This is a genomic window from Streptomyces flavofungini (genome assembly GCF_030388665.1).
Taxonomy (GTDB): Bacteria; Actinomycetota; Actinomycetes; order Streptomycetales; family Streptomycetaceae; genus Streptomyces; species Streptomyces flavofungini_A.
Window position 1 is genome coordinate 6,321,818 of sequence record NZ_CP128846.1, and the last position, 13,010, is coordinate 6,334,827.

At 71.1% G+C, this 13,010-nt stretch carries 17 protein-coding genes; 8 read left to right on the forward strand and 9 right to left on the reverse strand.

Annotated features, from left to right (window positions below; translation table 11 throughout):
* The first annotated feature begins 87 nt into the window (after nucleotides 1–87).
* The 3 genes from QUY26_RS26805 to QUY26_RS26815 all read left to right on the forward strand — a co-directional run bounded on the left by QUY26_RS26805 (nucleotide 88) and on the right by QUY26_RS26815 (nucleotide 2,279).
* Nucleotides 88–468, forward strand: coding sequence for a hypothetical protein (locus QUY26_RS26805; protein WP_289950964.1), 381 nt, complete (start codon nucleotides 88–90; stop codon nucleotides 466–468).
* A 186-nt stretch (nucleotides 469–654) separates the two neighbouring features.
* A complete protein-coding gene (locus QUY26_RS26810) occupies nucleotides 655–1,602 on the forward strand; it encodes an ornithine cyclodeaminase family protein (RefSeq protein ID WP_289950967.1) in 948 nt (315 codons plus the stop codon).
* An 80-nt stretch (nucleotides 1,603–1,682) separates the two neighbouring features.
* Nucleotides 1,683–2,279, forward strand: coding sequence for a hypothetical protein (locus tag QUY26_RS26815; RefSeq protein WP_289950969.1), 597 nt, complete (start codon nucleotides 1,683–1,685; stop codon nucleotides 2,277–2,279).
* Here the strand turns inward: QUY26_RS26815 and QUY26_RS26820 are convergent.
* Both QUY26_RS26820 and QUY26_RS26825 read right to left on the reverse strand, forming a co-directional pair.
* Nucleotides 2,242–2,463, reverse strand: coding sequence for a DUF397 domain-containing protein (locus tag QUY26_RS26820; protein ID WP_289950973.1), 222 nt, complete (start codon nucleotides 2,461–2,463; stop codon nucleotides 2,242–2,244). The genes QUY26_RS26815 and QUY26_RS26820 overlap by 38 nt on opposite strands.
* The gene (locus QUY26_RS26825; protein ID WP_289950975.1) at nucleotides 2,445–3,287 is read right to left on the reverse strand and encodes a helix-turn-helix domain-containing protein; all 843 of its coding nucleotides are present in this window, start codon (nucleotides 3,285–3,287) and stop codon (nucleotides 2,445–2,447) included. The genes QUY26_RS26820 and QUY26_RS26825 overlap by 19 nt, the downstream gene beginning before the upstream one ends.
* 265 nt (nucleotides 3,288–3,552) lie before the next feature.
* Between QUY26_RS26825 and QUY26_RS26830 the strand changes: the two genes are divergently transcribed.
* The gene (locus QUY26_RS26830; protein ID WP_125263386.1) at nucleotides 3,553–3,768 is read left to right on the forward strand and encodes a hypothetical protein; all 216 of its coding nucleotides are present in this window, start codon (nucleotides 3,553–3,555) and stop codon (nucleotides 3,766–3,768) included.
* A 16-nt stretch (nucleotides 3,769–3,784) separates the two neighbouring features.
* On the opposite strand, the gene QUY26_RS26835 is transcribed toward QUY26_RS26830, so the two are convergent.
* Together QUY26_RS26835 and QUY26_RS26840 are read right to left on the reverse strand one after the other, a co-directional pair.
* Entirely contained in the window at nucleotides 3,785–4,045 is a 261-nt protein-coding gene (locus QUY26_RS26835) for a hypothetical protein (RefSeq protein ID WP_289950984.1), read from the reverse strand.
* On the reverse strand, nucleotides 4,042–4,392 hold the full coding sequence (locus QUY26_RS26840; RefSeq protein ID WP_289950985.1) for a hypothetical protein: 351 nt from the start codon (nucleotides 4,390–4,392) through the stop codon (nucleotides 4,042–4,044). The genes QUY26_RS26835 and QUY26_RS26840 overlap by 4 nt, the downstream gene beginning before the upstream one ends.
* Before the next feature lie 122 nt (nucleotides 4,393–4,514).
* Here QUY26_RS26840 and recO point away from each other — a divergent pair, with 122 nt between their 5' ends.
* Complete coding sequence (recO, locus tag QUY26_RS26845) at nucleotides 4,515–5,264, forward strand: DNA repair protein RecO (RefSeq protein ID WP_030357672.1); 750 nt, start codon at nucleotides 4,515–4,517, stop codon at nucleotides 5,262–5,264.
* Between the two features lie 33 nt (nucleotides 5,265–5,297).
* Entirely contained in the window at nucleotides 5,298–6,125 is an 828-nt protein-coding gene (locus QUY26_RS26850) for an isoprenyl transferase (RefSeq protein WP_087884025.1), read from the forward strand.
* Nucleotides 6,126–6,211: 86 nt separating this feature from the next.
* Here QUY26_RS26850 and QUY26_RS26855 read toward each other — a convergent pair whose 3' ends face one another.
* From QUY26_RS26855 to QUY26_RS26870, 4 genes are all read right to left on the reverse strand, one after another.
* Nucleotides 6,212–6,628, reverse strand: coding sequence for a Fur family transcriptional regulator (locus QUY26_RS26855; RefSeq protein WP_087884024.1), 417 nt, complete (start codon nucleotides 6,626–6,628; stop codon nucleotides 6,212–6,214).
* Between the two features lie 104 nt (nucleotides 6,629–6,732).
* Nucleotides 6,733–7,626 carry a metal ABC transporter permease gene (locus QUY26_RS26860; protein WP_289950997.1) on the reverse strand — a complete coding sequence of 298 codons (894 nt, stop codon included), beginning with the start codon at nucleotides 7,624–7,626 and terminating at the stop codon, nucleotides 6,733–6,735.
* 10 nt (nucleotides 7,627–7,636) lie between these two features.
* On the reverse strand, nucleotides 7,637–8,413 hold the full coding sequence (locus QUY26_RS26865; protein ID WP_289950998.1) for a metal ABC transporter ATP-binding protein: 777 nt from the start codon (nucleotides 8,411–8,413) through the stop codon (nucleotides 7,637–7,639).
* Nucleotides 8,414–8,454: 41 nt separating this feature from the next.
* On the reverse strand, nucleotides 8,455–9,483 hold the full coding sequence (locus tag QUY26_RS26870; RefSeq protein WP_289951001.1) for a metal ABC transporter substrate-binding protein: 1,029 nt from the start codon (nucleotides 9,481–9,483) through the stop codon (nucleotides 8,455–8,457).
* Nucleotides 9,484–9,739: 256 nt separating this feature from the next.
* On the opposite strand from QUY26_RS26870, the gene QUY26_RS26875 reads away from it, so the two are divergent.
* Together QUY26_RS26875 and QUY26_RS26880 are read left to right on the forward strand one after the other, a co-directional pair.
* Complete coding sequence (locus tag QUY26_RS26875) at nucleotides 9,740–11,119, forward strand: glycine--tRNA ligase (RefSeq protein ID WP_289951003.1); 1,380 nt, start codon at nucleotides 9,740–9,742, stop codon at nucleotides 11,117–11,119.
* Between the two features lie 74 nt (nucleotides 11,120–11,193).
* Complete coding sequence (locus QUY26_RS26880; RefSeq protein WP_289951005.1) at nucleotides 11,194–11,406, forward strand: hypothetical protein; 213 nt, start codon at nucleotides 11,194–11,196, stop codon at nucleotides 11,404–11,406.
* 15 nt (nucleotides 11,407–11,421) lie between these two features.
* Here QUY26_RS26880 and QUY26_RS26885 read toward each other — a convergent pair whose 3' ends face one another.
* Complete coding sequence (locus QUY26_RS26885; RefSeq protein WP_289951007.1) at nucleotides 11,422–12,987, reverse strand: GMC family oxidoreductase; 1,566 nt, start codon at nucleotides 12,985–12,987, stop codon at nucleotides 11,422–11,424.
* Nucleotides 12,988–13,010 lie beyond the last annotated feature (23 nt).

Consider the following 13,010-nt stretch of genomic DNA (forward strand, 5'->3'; position numbering starts at 1 on the left):
TGCATCGCCCAATGATTCACCCAGTGGTGCGCCCAACCGTCCCGCGAACACTGGTGAGCCACGGGGGAACCAGACGAAAGGAAGTCGATGAGGTACGCACGGAAGCCGCTGCGAGCAGTCGCTGTCTGCGCTGTCGCCACGGCGATGCTCACGGTCCCGGCGGGGTCGGCACTCGCGGACAACCACCAGACGTCGGCGCCCCAGCGTACGGCGTCGGCGTCGGCGCCCGGGGCCGGGGGCGAGGCGGCGGCCCCGGCGTTCCGGTGCCGGGACGTGGGCAGCAAGTCCGGGAAGACCAAGCGGAAGGCGCCCATCCGGGCGGGGATGTCGAAGCATGCCCGTATCAAGGTGAAGGTCCCCAAGGGGAAGTACGTGCGCTACACCAAGCGGTGTGTGAGCTCCAAGGGGACGCACTGGGTGAAGACGGCGACGTGGGCGCGGGGGTATCTGTACGCCGCCCACATCTAGGGCCTGTCCGCTGGGCCGGCCCCAGGTCACCGGGGGAGCCCGGGGCCTCCAGGACCGGTCGGCGATCCGCGCCGGGGGGAGTCATCAGCGGATCGCCGGCCTCGACCCCGCGGGGGTGGGGCAGGGCTCGGGGCCCTGCCCCAGGGGGCGGGGTCGGAGCGGGGGCGGGAGTGGCACGATCGGGGCATGACCCGCCTGCTGACCCACAGCGACCTCATCGCCCTCCTCGACCCCGCCGCGTGTCTCGACGTGCTCGCGGACGGGTTCCGCACGGCGGACGAGGTGTCCGTCGCCGGGCAGCGTGTGCGGACGGAGCTGCCGTTCCCGGGGACGGCGACGGCGTTGATCCCCGGGCTTCTGCCGGGTGTGGACGCGTACACCGTGAAGGTCAACGCCAAGTTCCCGGGCGCACGCCCGGCGTTGCGCGGGGTGATCTGTCTGCACGGCGGCGCCGACGGCGAACTGCTCGCCCTCCTCGACTCGGCCACGGTCACCGCCTGGCGCACGGGCCTCGCCGCCGCCCTCGGCACGCACGCCCTCGCCGCCCCCGACCCCTCGGGCACCGCCGTGCTCGGCGTGATCGGCGCGGGCGCGCAGGCCGAGCTGATGGTGCGCGGGCTGCGGGCGCTGCGCCGCTTCAGTGCCCTTGCTGTGTACGACACGGACGCGGGCCGCGCCGCCGACTTCGCCGCCCGCCACGACGGCGAGGTGTCCGCGTCCGCCGCCGACGTCGCCGCCCGCGCCGACGTGGTCCTCCTCGCCACCTGGTCCCGCACCCCCCTCCTCGGCCTCGCGGACACCCGCCCCGGCCAGCACCTCACCACCCTCGGCGCCGACGAACCCGGCAAGCGGGAGCTGGCCGCCGACCTCCTGCGGGACGCCCTCCTCGTCGTGGACGACCGTGAACTCGCCGCCACCATGGGTGCGCTGGCCGCCGTAGGGCTCCCGGCGTCCGCCGCCGACGCCACCCTCGGCGAGGTCCTGCGCGGCGAGCACCCCGGACGCCTGGACCCGAGCGCCTTGTCCGTGTACGCGCCCGTGGGTCTGCCTTGGCAGGACCTCGCCTTGTCGTGGCTCGCCCACCGGGAGGCGGAGCGGCGCGGCCTCGGCGGCACCGTCGACCTCCTGGGCTGACCCGGGGTCCGCCGCGCGGCGGAGCGGCTTCGTCCCGGTGGGCGATCCGGGCAGCGGGGCGTGATCGCCAGGCTGGTCCCATGACGACCGACACCCGCACCGAACTCCCGCCCCCGACCGGCCGGTTGCGGGCCTGCTGGGCCGCCGCCCACGCCCGCGCCGACGGCGTCCCCCAGTGGGCGTGGCTGGCCGCGCTCGCCGTACCGCTGACCGTGCTGCCTTCGGGCGTCTGGCGCATCGCCGGATGGTTCCTCGACGAGAGCAGCCACGGGAAGCGGGGTGACCTCCCGGTGTGGGTGCCGGGATGGTCCTACATGCTGTTCCTGTCCCTCGTCTCCGAGCTGCTCGCCTTCACGGCGGTGGGGCTCGTCGCGCGCTGGGGCGAGGTGTTCCCGCGCTGGGTGCCGTTCCTGCGGGGGCGCGCGGTGCCGACGATGGCGGCCGTCGTCCCGGCGGCGATCGGCGCCGTGCTCGTCACGGTGCTGTGGACGGGCGCGTTCGTGGCGGAGGCGGCCGGGGTCACGATCACGGGGGAGCCCCTCGCCGACGACTACCCGACCAAGCAGGGCCCGTGGCAGGCCGCTGCCCTGTACGTGACTTACGCTCCGCTGCTGTTGTGGGGGCCCTTGCTGGGGGCGGTCACCTGGGCGTACTGGCGCCGCCGCATATCGCGTTGAGGAACGCGGACCAGGCGGGGGCGCCTATGAGGGCGACGGGGCCGCCGTCGGGGTCGGCTTTGCTGTCCCGGACGGGGACGACGCCGGGGAGCCCGGCGGCGACTTCGACGCAGTTCTCACCGCCGTCGCCGCTGCTGTAGGTGCTCTTGCGCCACTGGGCGTTGCTCAGGTCGGCTTCACGCATCGTCTGTGGTCCTCCGCCGCCGACTTGAGCAGTATCAGGGACGCCTCCGGCGGCAACGCGGCAGCCCTGAGGAGATCGTAGGATCCCTGCACCCGCTTCACCACTGCTGGTTCGTCCAGCAGATTCCCCCAATGCACGCCTTCTGTATAGACGGCGGGCGGCGCGTCCTCGAACTCCATGAGCCGCATCGTCTTGCCCATCCTCGTGTGCGCTCCCGCCACGAAGGGGATCACCTGGATCAGCACCTTGTGCTCGCTGACCATCTCCCTGAGCCGGTCGAGCTGCGAGGCCATGGTGGCGGGGTCGCCGACCGGAACGCGCAGCGCGGCCTCGTGCAGGATCACCCAGTACTCGGGCCGCGTGGCGTCCTTGAGGATGTGGGCGCGGTCCATGCGTGCCTGGATCTGCTCCTCGATGTACTCCGGTTCGGCGAACGGGTGGCTCGCCTCGTACAGAGCCCGGGTGTACTCCGGGGTCTGCAGCAGCCCGGGAACCAGCATCGGCTCGAACTCGCAGATTTTCGTCGCCAGTCGCTCCAGCTCCGCTACATGCGCGAAGTAGGCCTCAAACGGCTGGTCCTTGATGAGCTTGCGCCACATTCGCTCGAAAAGGCCATCAGTCCGTAAGGTTTCGTCAATCCGCTGGGCCACATCCAACTGCGGCTTACGAATAGCCTGTTCGAATTGGCCGATGTAGCCACCCGACACGAAGACCCGCGCACCCAGCTCGACCTGCGTGAACGCGGCCTCCTCGCGCCTCCGCTTGAGCTCGGCGCCGAAGAACTCCCAGGCGGCCTGCCGGGATCCATGAGCACCTTTGGCCATGGATGAACTCCCCTCCTCAGCCGCGCACTTGTAGCGCACAGACTCCTGCCGAGTGTAGGCGGAACGCGTCATCGTGGAGACACGAAGCGTGAAATCCGATGGCAAAGGGGAGCCACGTGACGGCGATTAACGTCGCAGGCCACCGGCACTCTGCGGGTGGGCTCCAAGAGACGGAGGAAACAGTGGAAGAATTGCGCGCCGCCCCGGAACGGACAGGAATTTCTTCGCCGAAAGCGGCCGGACACGGCCGGGGGGCGGTGCGGGCATGAGGCTGCCGATCGGCACGTACGCGGTGGACACGAGGTCGGGCCGGGTGGGCCGGGTGATGGGCTACGAGGGGCCGTACGTACAGCTGCGGCCGTACGGGGGCGGCCGGGAGTGGGACTGCGCCCCGGAGGTGCTGAGGACGGCGACGAGCGCGGAGCGGCTGCGCGCGGCTACGGCGTACGCGAACGCCCGCAGCCGGGGCGAGGTCCCTTGACCCTGCGGGTCGGCCGTCAGCCGGTCCAGGTGATGTGGCAGACGTAGACGCACTCGTGGCGAGGGACGGCAAGAAACTGAATGAAGCCGCGCCCGCCTAGGAGGCTGAATACGCGCAGCCCACCCTCGCGGTCGTCTGGGCTGCCGGCCCGCACGCTGTCCGGCCCAAGGGCGGCGAGTTCGGTTGCCAAGCGCTCGATCTCGGCCACCACGCCGGGGGGCAGCCCTTCGGTGAGGAACTCCTCACTGGGGTTCCAGTCCCAGGTCCAGTCGCTCACCGAAGTCCGGCCTCGACTTCCGCGGCTTCCCAGATCTGGCGGATCTCTGTCACGGCGTCCATGGGCTCGCCTTCGCCAGCGTCGATGAAGAGCTCAAGCTCGCGCAATCGGGCGGCGCGCTGCGGGTGCCGATGGATGGCCACGAAGGCGGCCCAGTAGTGGATGAACGCGCGCAGGGGGGCGAGGCTCTGGGTCTGCTGCGCGTTCGTCGTTGCCTCGAAGAGGCGCCGGGTCAGTTCGGGAACCCGACTGGGCGCGATCTTGGCCACGGCGGCACGCAGTGCGTCGGGCGTCAGCTCGGGCATCGGGATCAGCGGGCCGTACGGGCCATCGGGCTGGCCGCTCATGGAGCCTCCGGTCTGCGGGACTGATTCTCGTACGCTACCGGGTCACAGGCGGGTCTACGCGGCGAACGGCGGCCCGACGGGGCCTGGGTCACCGCCCCCGCGCCGTACGCGAGAATGGCCCCATGAGCCTGTTCCGTGACGACGGTGTGGTGCTGCGCACCCAGAAGCTGGGTGAGGCGGACCGCATCATCACGCTGCTCACGCGCGGGCACGGACGCGTGCGGGCCGTGGCCCGCGGGGTGCGGCGGACGAAGTCCAAGTTCGGGGCGCGCCTGGAGCCCTTCTCGCACGTGGACGTGCAGTTCTTCGCGCGGGGCAGCGAACTGGTGGGCCGCGGGCTGCCGTTGTGCACACAGAGTGAGACGATCGCTCCGTACGGTAGCGGAATCGTCACGGACTACGCCCGGTACACCGCCGGGACGGCCATGCTGGAGACGGCGGAGCGGTTCACCGATCACGAGGGCGAGCCCGCCGTGCAGCAGTATCTGCTGCTTGTGGGCGGCCTGCGCACCCTCGCCCGCGGCGAACACGAACCGCACCTCGTCCTCGACGCGTTCCTGCTGCGCTCCCTCGCCGTGAACGGCTACGCGCCCACGTTCAACGACTGCGCGAAGTGCGGCCTGCCGGGCCCCAACCGCTTCTTCTCCGTCGCCGCGGGCGGCTCGATTTGCGCCGACTGCCGGGTGCCGGGCAGCGTCGTGCCGTCGGCGGAGACACTGACGCACCTCGGCGCGCTGCTGACCGGGGACTGGGCGACGGCCGACTCCTGCGAGGCCCGGCACGCCCGCGAGGGCAGCGGCCTCGTGTCGGCCTACCTGCACTGGCACATGGAGCGCGGCCTGCGCTCGCTGCGGTACGTAGAGAAGAACTGACCAAGCAAGCTCAGCTAGGAGTGAGAGTCCCTCATGGCAGTCGCACGACGCGGAATCCTCGGACGGAGCCGCCGCGAGTACAAGGTGCCGGAGCCGCACCCGTCCGGCGCGCGGCCGCCGAAGATCCCCGGCGAGCTGGTCCCCAAGCACGTCGCCGTCGTCATGGACGGCAACGGCCGGTGGGCCAAGGACCGCGGTCTGCCGCGCACCGAGGGGCACAAGGTCGGCGAGGGCGTCGTCCTCGACGTCCTCAAGGGCTGCCTGGAGATGGGCGTCAAGAACCTCTCCCTGTACGCCTTCTCCACCGAGAACTGGAAGCGCTCCCCGGAGGAGGTCCGCTTCCTCATGAACTTCAACCGCGACGTCATCCGGCGCCGCCGGGACGAGATGGACGAGCTGGGCATCCGGATCCGCTGGGTGGGCCGCATGCCCAAGATGTGGAAGTCCGTCGTCCAGGAGCTCCAGGTCGCCCAGGAGCAGACCGTCAAGAACGACGCCATGACGCTGTACTTCTGCGTCAACTACGGCGGCCGCGCCGAGATCGCCGACGCCGCGCAGGCCATCGCACGCGACGTGGCGGCGGGCAGGCTCGACCCGGCGAAGGTGAATGAGAAGACCTTCGCCAAGTACATGTACTACCCGGACATGCCGGACGTGGACCTGTTCCTGCGCCCCAGCGGCGAGCAGCGCACGTCCAACTACCTGATCTGGCAGTCCAGCTACGCCGAGATGGTCTTCCAGGACGTCCTGTGGCCCGACTTCGACCGCCGCGACCTGTGGCGCGCCTGCCTGGAGTACGCCTCCCGGGACCGCCGCTTCGGCGGCGCCATCCCGAACGAGGAGCAGATCGCCAACAGTTGATCAGGGGGTGTGGGGGGCACGAAGTGCCCCCCACCACCTGAAAGGGCGGGTGGGTGGGGAGTGCGGGCCCGCCACGGGCGTGCTGTTCAGGCCTGCGCCGAGCAGTCCGCGCACGTGCCGAAGACCTCCACCGTGTGCGCCACGTTCACGTACCCGTGCTCCGCGGCGATCGTCTCCGCCCACTTCTCCACGGCGGGGCCCTCGACCTCCACGGCCTTGCCGCAGACGCGGCAGACCAGGTGGTGGTGGTGCTCGCCGGTCGAGCAGCGGCGGTAGACCGACTCGCCCTCGTTGGTGCGCAGCACGTCGACCTCGCCGGCGTCGGCGAGGGACTGGAGCGTGCGGTAGACCGTCGTCAGACCCACGGAGTCACCGCGGTGCTTGAGCATGTCGTGGAGCTCCTGCGCACTGCGGAACTCGTCCACCTCGTCGAGCGCGGCCGCCACAGCGGCGCGCTGCCGGGTGGACCGGCCTCGTACGGGGGGTCCCGCAGCGGTCGTCACAGGTGCCTCCTAGCACTCGCCAGCACTGGTCCGCACTCTCGTGGTGCGTCGTCTCTCGCCCGGCCATTGTGCCAGGTCGCTGCCGGACGGTGACCAGAGTGATCTCAGACAGTGACCTCGTCGGACGTGCCGCGCGCGCCCGGCACGTCCGCCGTGCACGCCGCCTCGCGCGCCGCCGAGGCCCGTGCCCGCCTGCGCGCGAGGGGCGTCGCGAGCAGCGTGAGCACGATGAACACGCCGATCGTCAGGAGCACGATCGTCGCTCCGGGCGGCACGTCCTGGTAGTACGACGTGACCGTGCCGCCGAGCGTCACGGAGACCCCGATGGCCACCGCGATCGCGAACGTCGCCGCGAAGCTCCGGGTGAGCTGCTGCGCCGCCGCGACCGGCACCACCATGAGCGCCGAGACGAGCAGCAGGCCCACGACCCGCATGGCGACGGTGACCGTGACCGCCGCCGTCACGGCCGTGAGGAGGTTCAGGGCCCGCACCGGCAGGCCCGTCACACGCGCGAACTCCTCGTCCTGGCTCACCGCGAACAACTGGCGGCGCAGCCCGACCGTGACGAGGACCACGAACGCGGCGAGCAGACAGATCGCCGTCACGTCCTCCTCGGAGACCGTCGAAAGGGAGCCGAAGAGGTAGGAGCTCAGGTTGGCGTTCGAGCCGCCCGGCGCGAGGTTGATCAGCATCACGCCGCCCGCCATGCCGCCGTAGAACAGCATCGCGAGGGCGATGTCGCCGCGCGTCTTGCCGTACCAGCGGATCAGCTCCATCGCGACAGCTCCGACCACCGCGACCGCCGTCGCCATCCACACCGGGGAGGTGGAGAGCAGGAAGCCGAGGCCGACGCCCGTCATCGCGACATGGCCGATTCCGTCACCCATGAGGGCCTGGCGGCGCTGCACCAGATAGATGCCGACCGCGGGCGCCGTGACGCCGACGAGGGCGGCGGCGAGCAGCGCCCGCTGCATGAACTCGTAGTTCAGGAATTCCATCGCCGGGTCCTCAGGTGAGCAGGCCGGTGCGGACCGGGGCCGCGTCGGCGTCGTGCGGGTGGACGTGGTCGTGGCCGGGCAGCGCGTGCTGGCCGACGGCCTTGGGCGGCGGGCCGTCGTGCAGCACGCAGCCGTCGCGCAGGACCACCGCGCGGTCGATCAGCGGCTCCAGGGGGCCCAGCTCGTGCAGCACGAGCAGGACCGACGTGCCCTGCGCGACCTGGTGGCGCAGGGTGGCCGCGAGGACCTCCTGGCTGGCCAGGTCGACGCCCGCCATCGGCTCGTCCATGATCAGCAGCTCGGGTTCGGAGACCAGGGCGCGGGCGATCAGGACCCGCTGGTGCTGGCCGCCGGACAGGGCGCTCACGGAGTCCTTGGCGCGGTCCGCCATGCCGACCTGCTCCAGGGCGTGCGCCACGGCCTCCCGGTCGGCCTTGCGCAGGACGCCGAAGCGGGCCCGCGAGAGCCGCCCGGACGTGACGACCTCGGCGACCGTCGCGGGGACGCCGCCCGCGGCCGTGGTGCGCTGCGGGACGTAGCCCACCCGCGCCCAGTCCCGGAAGCGCCGCCGCGGCGTACCGAAGATCTCCACCGCGCCGCCGGTGACCGGGACCTGCCCGATGACGGTGCGCACGGCCGTGGACTTGCCGGAGCCGTTCGCGCCGAGCAGCGCGACCACCTCGCCGCGCGCCACGGCGAGGTCGATGCCGCGGAGCACCGGGCGGCCGCCCAGCTCCGCCGTCACCGCGCGCAGGGATATGACGGGCTCGCTCTTGGAGTCGGCCATGGCGGATGCCTTCCGTGACGGTGACGGGCTTGTGATGGGGGTCACTTGGCGCCGAGCGACTTCTGGAGGGCGGCGAGATTGGACCGCATCACCTCGATGTAGTCGTCGCCCCTGGACTTCTTCGTGATGCCCTCGATCGGGTCGAGCACGTCCGTCTTGAGCTTCGTGTCCTTCGCGAGGGTCTTCGCCGTCTTGTCGCTGACCAGCGTCTCGTAGAACACGGTCGTGACGCCGTCGGCCTTCGCCATCTCCTGGAGGTCCTTGACGCGGTTCGCGCTCGGCTCGCCCTCGGGGTCGAGGCCGGAGATGGCCTCCTCGGTGAGGCCGTAGCGCTCGGCGAGGTAGCCGAAGGCCGCGTGGGTGGTGATGAAGACCTTGGTGTCGGTGTTCTTCAGGCCGTTCTTGAAGTCCGTGTCCAGGCCCTTGAGCCGCTTCACCAGGGCGGCGGTGTTCTTCTCGTACGTGGCCCTGTGGTCCGGGTCGGCCTTCGCGAAGGCCTTGCCGACGCCCTCGGCGACCTCGGCGTAGCGCACCGGGTCCAGCCAGATGTGGGGGTCCTTGCCGCCCGGGGTCTCGTGGGTGTGGCCCTCGTGGCCGTGCTCCTCCTCGGAGCCGTGCTCGTCGTGCTCGTCGTCCTTGCCGTGCTCGTCGTGCTCCGCGTGCTTGTCGGTGGACCCGCCGACCTCGGTGCCGTGCTTCTCCAGGCTGGTCAGCGAGGCGGTGTCGATCTTGGTCTTGATGCCGGACTGGCCGATGGCCTCGTCCACGGAGGGCTGCAGCCCCTTCAGGTAGAGCGCGGCGTCCGCGTTCTCCAGCTGTGCCGTCTGCTTGGCGCTGATCTCCAGGTCGTGCGGCTCCTGGCCGGGCTCGGTGAGCGTCGTGACCTCGACGTCGTCGCCACCGATCTCCTTGGCCAGGAACTCCATCGGGTAGAACGACGCCACCACGTCCAGCTTGCCCTCGTTGTTCTTGTCCGCCGCGTCGGCGGAGCAGCCGGACAGGGCGGTGACGCCCAGGACCGTGGCGGTCGCGAGGGCGGCGGTGGGTATGAGGCGTCGTCGTACGTTCATGACAGTCATTTTCAACAAACTTGGAAACGGTTGTCAACAAAGTGTCGATGTGTACGCAAACGCTCGCGCTGAGCGATGGGTGTATGGCCCACCCGCCGCCGCCGTGCCCCGCGTCGCGCGGCCGGAACCCATCGTGAGCACAACCGATTTGATCCGAGGGGTACGGCCGCCGGTAATCTGAAGCATTCGCTCCTGAGGCATGCGCTTCGTCAGCCCCGAAGCGTGGCTTCGCCGTCGTCGTAATGAAGAGAGCACCGTGGCCGCCGACAAGATCGACACCATCGTCAGCCTGAGCAAGCGCCGAGGCTTCGTCTTTCCGTGCAGTGAGATCTACGGCGGCCAGCGAGCCGCCTGGGACTACGGACCCCTGGGCGTGGAGCTGAAGGAGAACCTCAAGCGCCAGTGGTGGCGCTACATGGTCACCTCGCGGGAAGACGTCGTCGGTATCGACTCGTCCGTGATCCTGGCCACCGAGGTCTGGCAGGCCTCCGGCCACGTCGCCACCTTCACGGACCCGCTCACCGAGTGCACCTCCTGTCACAAGCGCTACCGCGCCGACCACCTGGAGGAGGCGTACGAGGAGAAGAAGGGCCGCGCCCCGGAGAGCCTCGCCGACATCAACTGCCCCAACTGCGGCACCAAGGGCCAGTTCACCGAGCCCAAGCAGTTCTCCGGCCTGCTCTCCACGCACCTCGGCCCCACCCAGGACAGCGGCTCCGTCGCCTACCTGCGCCCCGAGACCGCCCAGGGCATCTTCACCAACTTCGCCCAGGTGCAGACCACCTCCCGGCGCAAGCCCCCGTTCGGCATCGCCCAGATGGGCAAGTCCTTCCGCAACGAGATCACGCCCGGCAACTTCATCTTCCGCACCCGCGAGTTCGAGCAGATGGAGATGGAGTTCTTCGTCAAGCCGGGCGAGGACGAGAAGTGGCAGGAGTACTGGATGGAGCAGCGCTGGAACTGGTACACCGGCCTGGGCCTGCGCGAGGAGAACATGCGGTGGTACGAGCACCCGAAGGAGAAGCTCTCCCACTACTCCAAGCGCACCGCCGACATCGAGTACCGCTTCCAGTTCGGCGGCTCCGAGTGGGGTGAGCTGGAGGGCGTCGCCAACCGCACCGACTACGACCTGTCGGCGCACTCCAAGGCCTCCGGCCAGGACCTCTCCTACTTCGACCAGGAGGCCGGCGAGCGCTGGACTCCGTACGTCATCGAGCCCGCCGCCGGTGTCGGCCGCACGATGCTGGCCTTCCTCCTCGACTCCTACGTCGAGGACGAGGCCCCCAACGCCAAGGGCAAGCTGGAGAAGCGCACCGTCATGCGCTTCGACCACCGCATCGCCCCGGTGAAGGTCGCCGTCCTGCCGCTGTCCCGCAACCCCGAGCTGTCCCCGAAGGCCAAGGGTCTCGCGGCGGCGCTCCGGCAGAACTGGAACATCGAGTTCGACGACGCGGGCGCCATCGGCCGCCGCTACCGCCGCCAGGACGAGATCGGCACGCCGTACTGCGTGACGGTCGACTTCGACACCCTTGAGGACAACGCGGTGACGGTGCGCGAGCGCGACACCATGAAGCAGGAGCGGGTCTCCCTCGACCAGATCGAGGGCTACCTGGCGACGCGCCTCGTCGGCTGCTGACGTTCACCCTTTCTTGGCGTCGAGGCCCCCGGTTCCGGCCACGGAACCGGGGGCCTTGCTGCACACTGGGCGCCATGCCTTCGACGACCACGAGCAAGGTCACCAGATGGGACCAGCACGGGCGTGAGCACGTCGTCCACGTGCAAAGGGTGGGCGTGCAGCGGCAGTTGACCTGCGACACCTGCGGCTGGACCCGCAAGGCGCAGTTCCTGCCGTGGCTCAAGGCGGAGGAACACCTGGCCCAGGAACATCAGGCGACGGTGGATCCGTCGGGGTCGGCCCCGTGAGGGGCGCGGGGAACCCTATCCGGCGCCGCGGACGAGGTCGGCCGCCTTCTCCCCGATGACCAGGGCGGCGGCGTTCGTGTTGACCGACACGATGCTCGGCATCACCGACGCGTCCGCCACCCTGAGCCCCGTGACCCCCCGCACGCGAAGGTCAGGCCCCACGACCGCCTCCGGCCCCACCCCCATCGCGCAGGTCCCCGCCAGGTGGAAGTAAGGACCGGTGGCCGCCGAGAGGAACGCCCGCAGCCCCGCCGCGTCCCGCACCCCGGCGCCCGGCAGCACCTCACGCGCCCCCCACTCGGCGAACGGGCCCGCGGCCACGGTCTCCCGCGCCACCTCTAGCCCGTGCAGCATCCGCCGCACGTCCGACTCGTCGCCGAGGTACCCCGGGTCGATCAGCGGCGCCGTCCCCGGGTCGGCGTCGGCGAGCCGCACCGAGCCCCGGGCGCGCGGAACCGTGGCCACGCCGAGGGTGAAGCCGTTCTCCGGCGCCGCCATCGTGGGCGGGTGGTACGGCACGTGGATGAACATCAGCTGCATGTCGGGGCCCGGCAGGGACGGGTCGCCGCGCCACGAGAGGGACGCCTCCGAGAGGTTCAGGGAGCCCGCGGGCACCGGCCGCCGCGCCTCGTACACGAGCCCGCACAGCGGATGGTCCTGGAGGTTGCGGCCCACCCCCGGCAGGTCGTGGCGCACGGCGACCCCGGCCCGGCGCAGCTCGTCGGCGGGGCCGACGCCGGACAGCATGAGGAGCCGGGGCGAGTCGACCGCGCCCGCGCTGACGATCACTTCGGCGCGCGCGTACGCCCGTACCGTCCGGCCGGCGCGGGTGAACTCCACGCCGGTGCACCGGTCGCCGTCGAACAGGAGCCGGTGGGCGCGGGAGTCCGTGGACACCGTCAGGTGCGGGCGGTGCGCGGTGACGGGGTGCAGATAGGCGTCGGCCGCGCTCTGCCGGACCCCGTCGGCGACCGTCAGGTCGTGCAGGCCCGCGCCTTCCTGGCGGGCCCCGTTGAAGTCGTCGGTGCGGGGGTGACCCGCGGCCACGGCCGCGTCGACGAAGGTGCGCGAGAGCGGGTGGACGTCGGCGTCCGAGGCGGGGGCGGGCCGCAACGGGCCGCGGTCGCCCCGGAGTTCGGCGCCCGCGCCGCCACCGCCGGGCACCGACTCCATCCGCCGGAAGTACGGCAGCAGGTCGTCGAACCCCCAGCCGTCGCAGCCCGCCGCCGCCCACGCGTCGTAGTCGGCGCGGTGGCCGCGCAGGAACACCATGGCGTTGATCGCGCTGCAACCGCCGAGGGCGCGGCCGCGCGGACAGGGCGGCGCGATCCGGCCGAGCCCGGCCTGCGGCACCGAGGTGTAGCCGTGGTCCACGTCCGAGCCGAACAGCGACGGCCATGCCGAGGGCGTCGCGAGGTCCGCCTTCGTCTCGCCGGGGCCCGCTTCGAGGAGCAGCACGCTGGTGTCCGCGTCCTCGCTGAGCCGCGCGGCGAGCACGCATCCCGCCGACCCGGCGCCGATGACGACGTAGTCGGCCTCGATCGCCCCTCGCGCCGCCAACTCGCTTGCCCCTGACGCCACTTCAGCCTCCTGATGTCCCACGG

Coding starts and splice junctions, on each gene's coding strand:
- QUY26_RS26825 (WP_289950975.1), bottom strand. CDS start 3,287: ATGGCCAAAGGTGCTCATGGATCCCGGCAGGCCGCCTGGGAGTTCTTC.
- QUY26_RS26830 (WP_125263386.1), top strand. CDS start 3,553: ATGAGGCTGCCGATCGGCACGTACGCGGTGGACACGAGGTCGGGCCGG.
- QUY26_RS26865 (WP_289950998.1), bottom strand. CDS start 8,413: ATGGCCGACTCCAAGAGCGAGCCCGTCATATCCCTGCGCGCGGTGACG.
- QUY26_RS26860 (WP_289950997.1), bottom strand. CDS start 7,626: ATGGAATTCCTGAACTACGAGTTCATGCAGCGGGCGCTGCTCGCCGCC.
- QUY26_RS26805 (WP_289950964.1), top strand. CDS start 88: ATGAGGTACGCACGGAAGCCGCTGCGAGCAGTCGCTGTCTGCGCTGTC.
- QUY26_RS26820 (WP_289950973.1), bottom strand. CDS start 2,463: ATGCGTGAAGCCGACCTGAGCAACGCCCAGTGGCGCAAGAGCACCTAC.
- recO (WP_030357672.1), top strand. CDS start 4,515: ATGAGCCTGTTCCGTGACGACGGTGTGGTGCTGCGCACCCAGAAGCTG.
- QUY26_RS26815 (WP_289950969.1), top strand. CDS start 1,683: ATGACGACCGACACCCGCACCGAACTCCCGCCCCCGACCGGCCGGTTG.
- QUY26_RS26810 (WP_289950967.1), top strand. CDS start 655: ATGACCCGCCTGCTGACCCACAGCGACCTCATCGCCCTCCTCGACCCC.
- QUY26_RS26840 (WP_289950985.1), bottom strand. CDS start 4,392: ATGAGCGGCCAGCCCGATGGCCCGTACGGCCCGCTGATCCCGATGCCC.
- QUY26_RS26880 (WP_289951005.1), top strand. CDS start 11,194: ATGCCTTCGACGACCACGAGCAAGGTCACCAGATGGGACCAGCACGGG.
- QUY26_RS26850 (WP_087884025.1), top strand. CDS start 5,298: ATGGCAGTCGCACGACGCGGAATCCTCGGACGGAGCCGCCGCGAGTAC.
- QUY26_RS26870 (WP_289951001.1), bottom strand. CDS start 9,483: ATGAACGTACGACGACGCCTCATACCCACCGCCGCCCTCGCGACCGCC.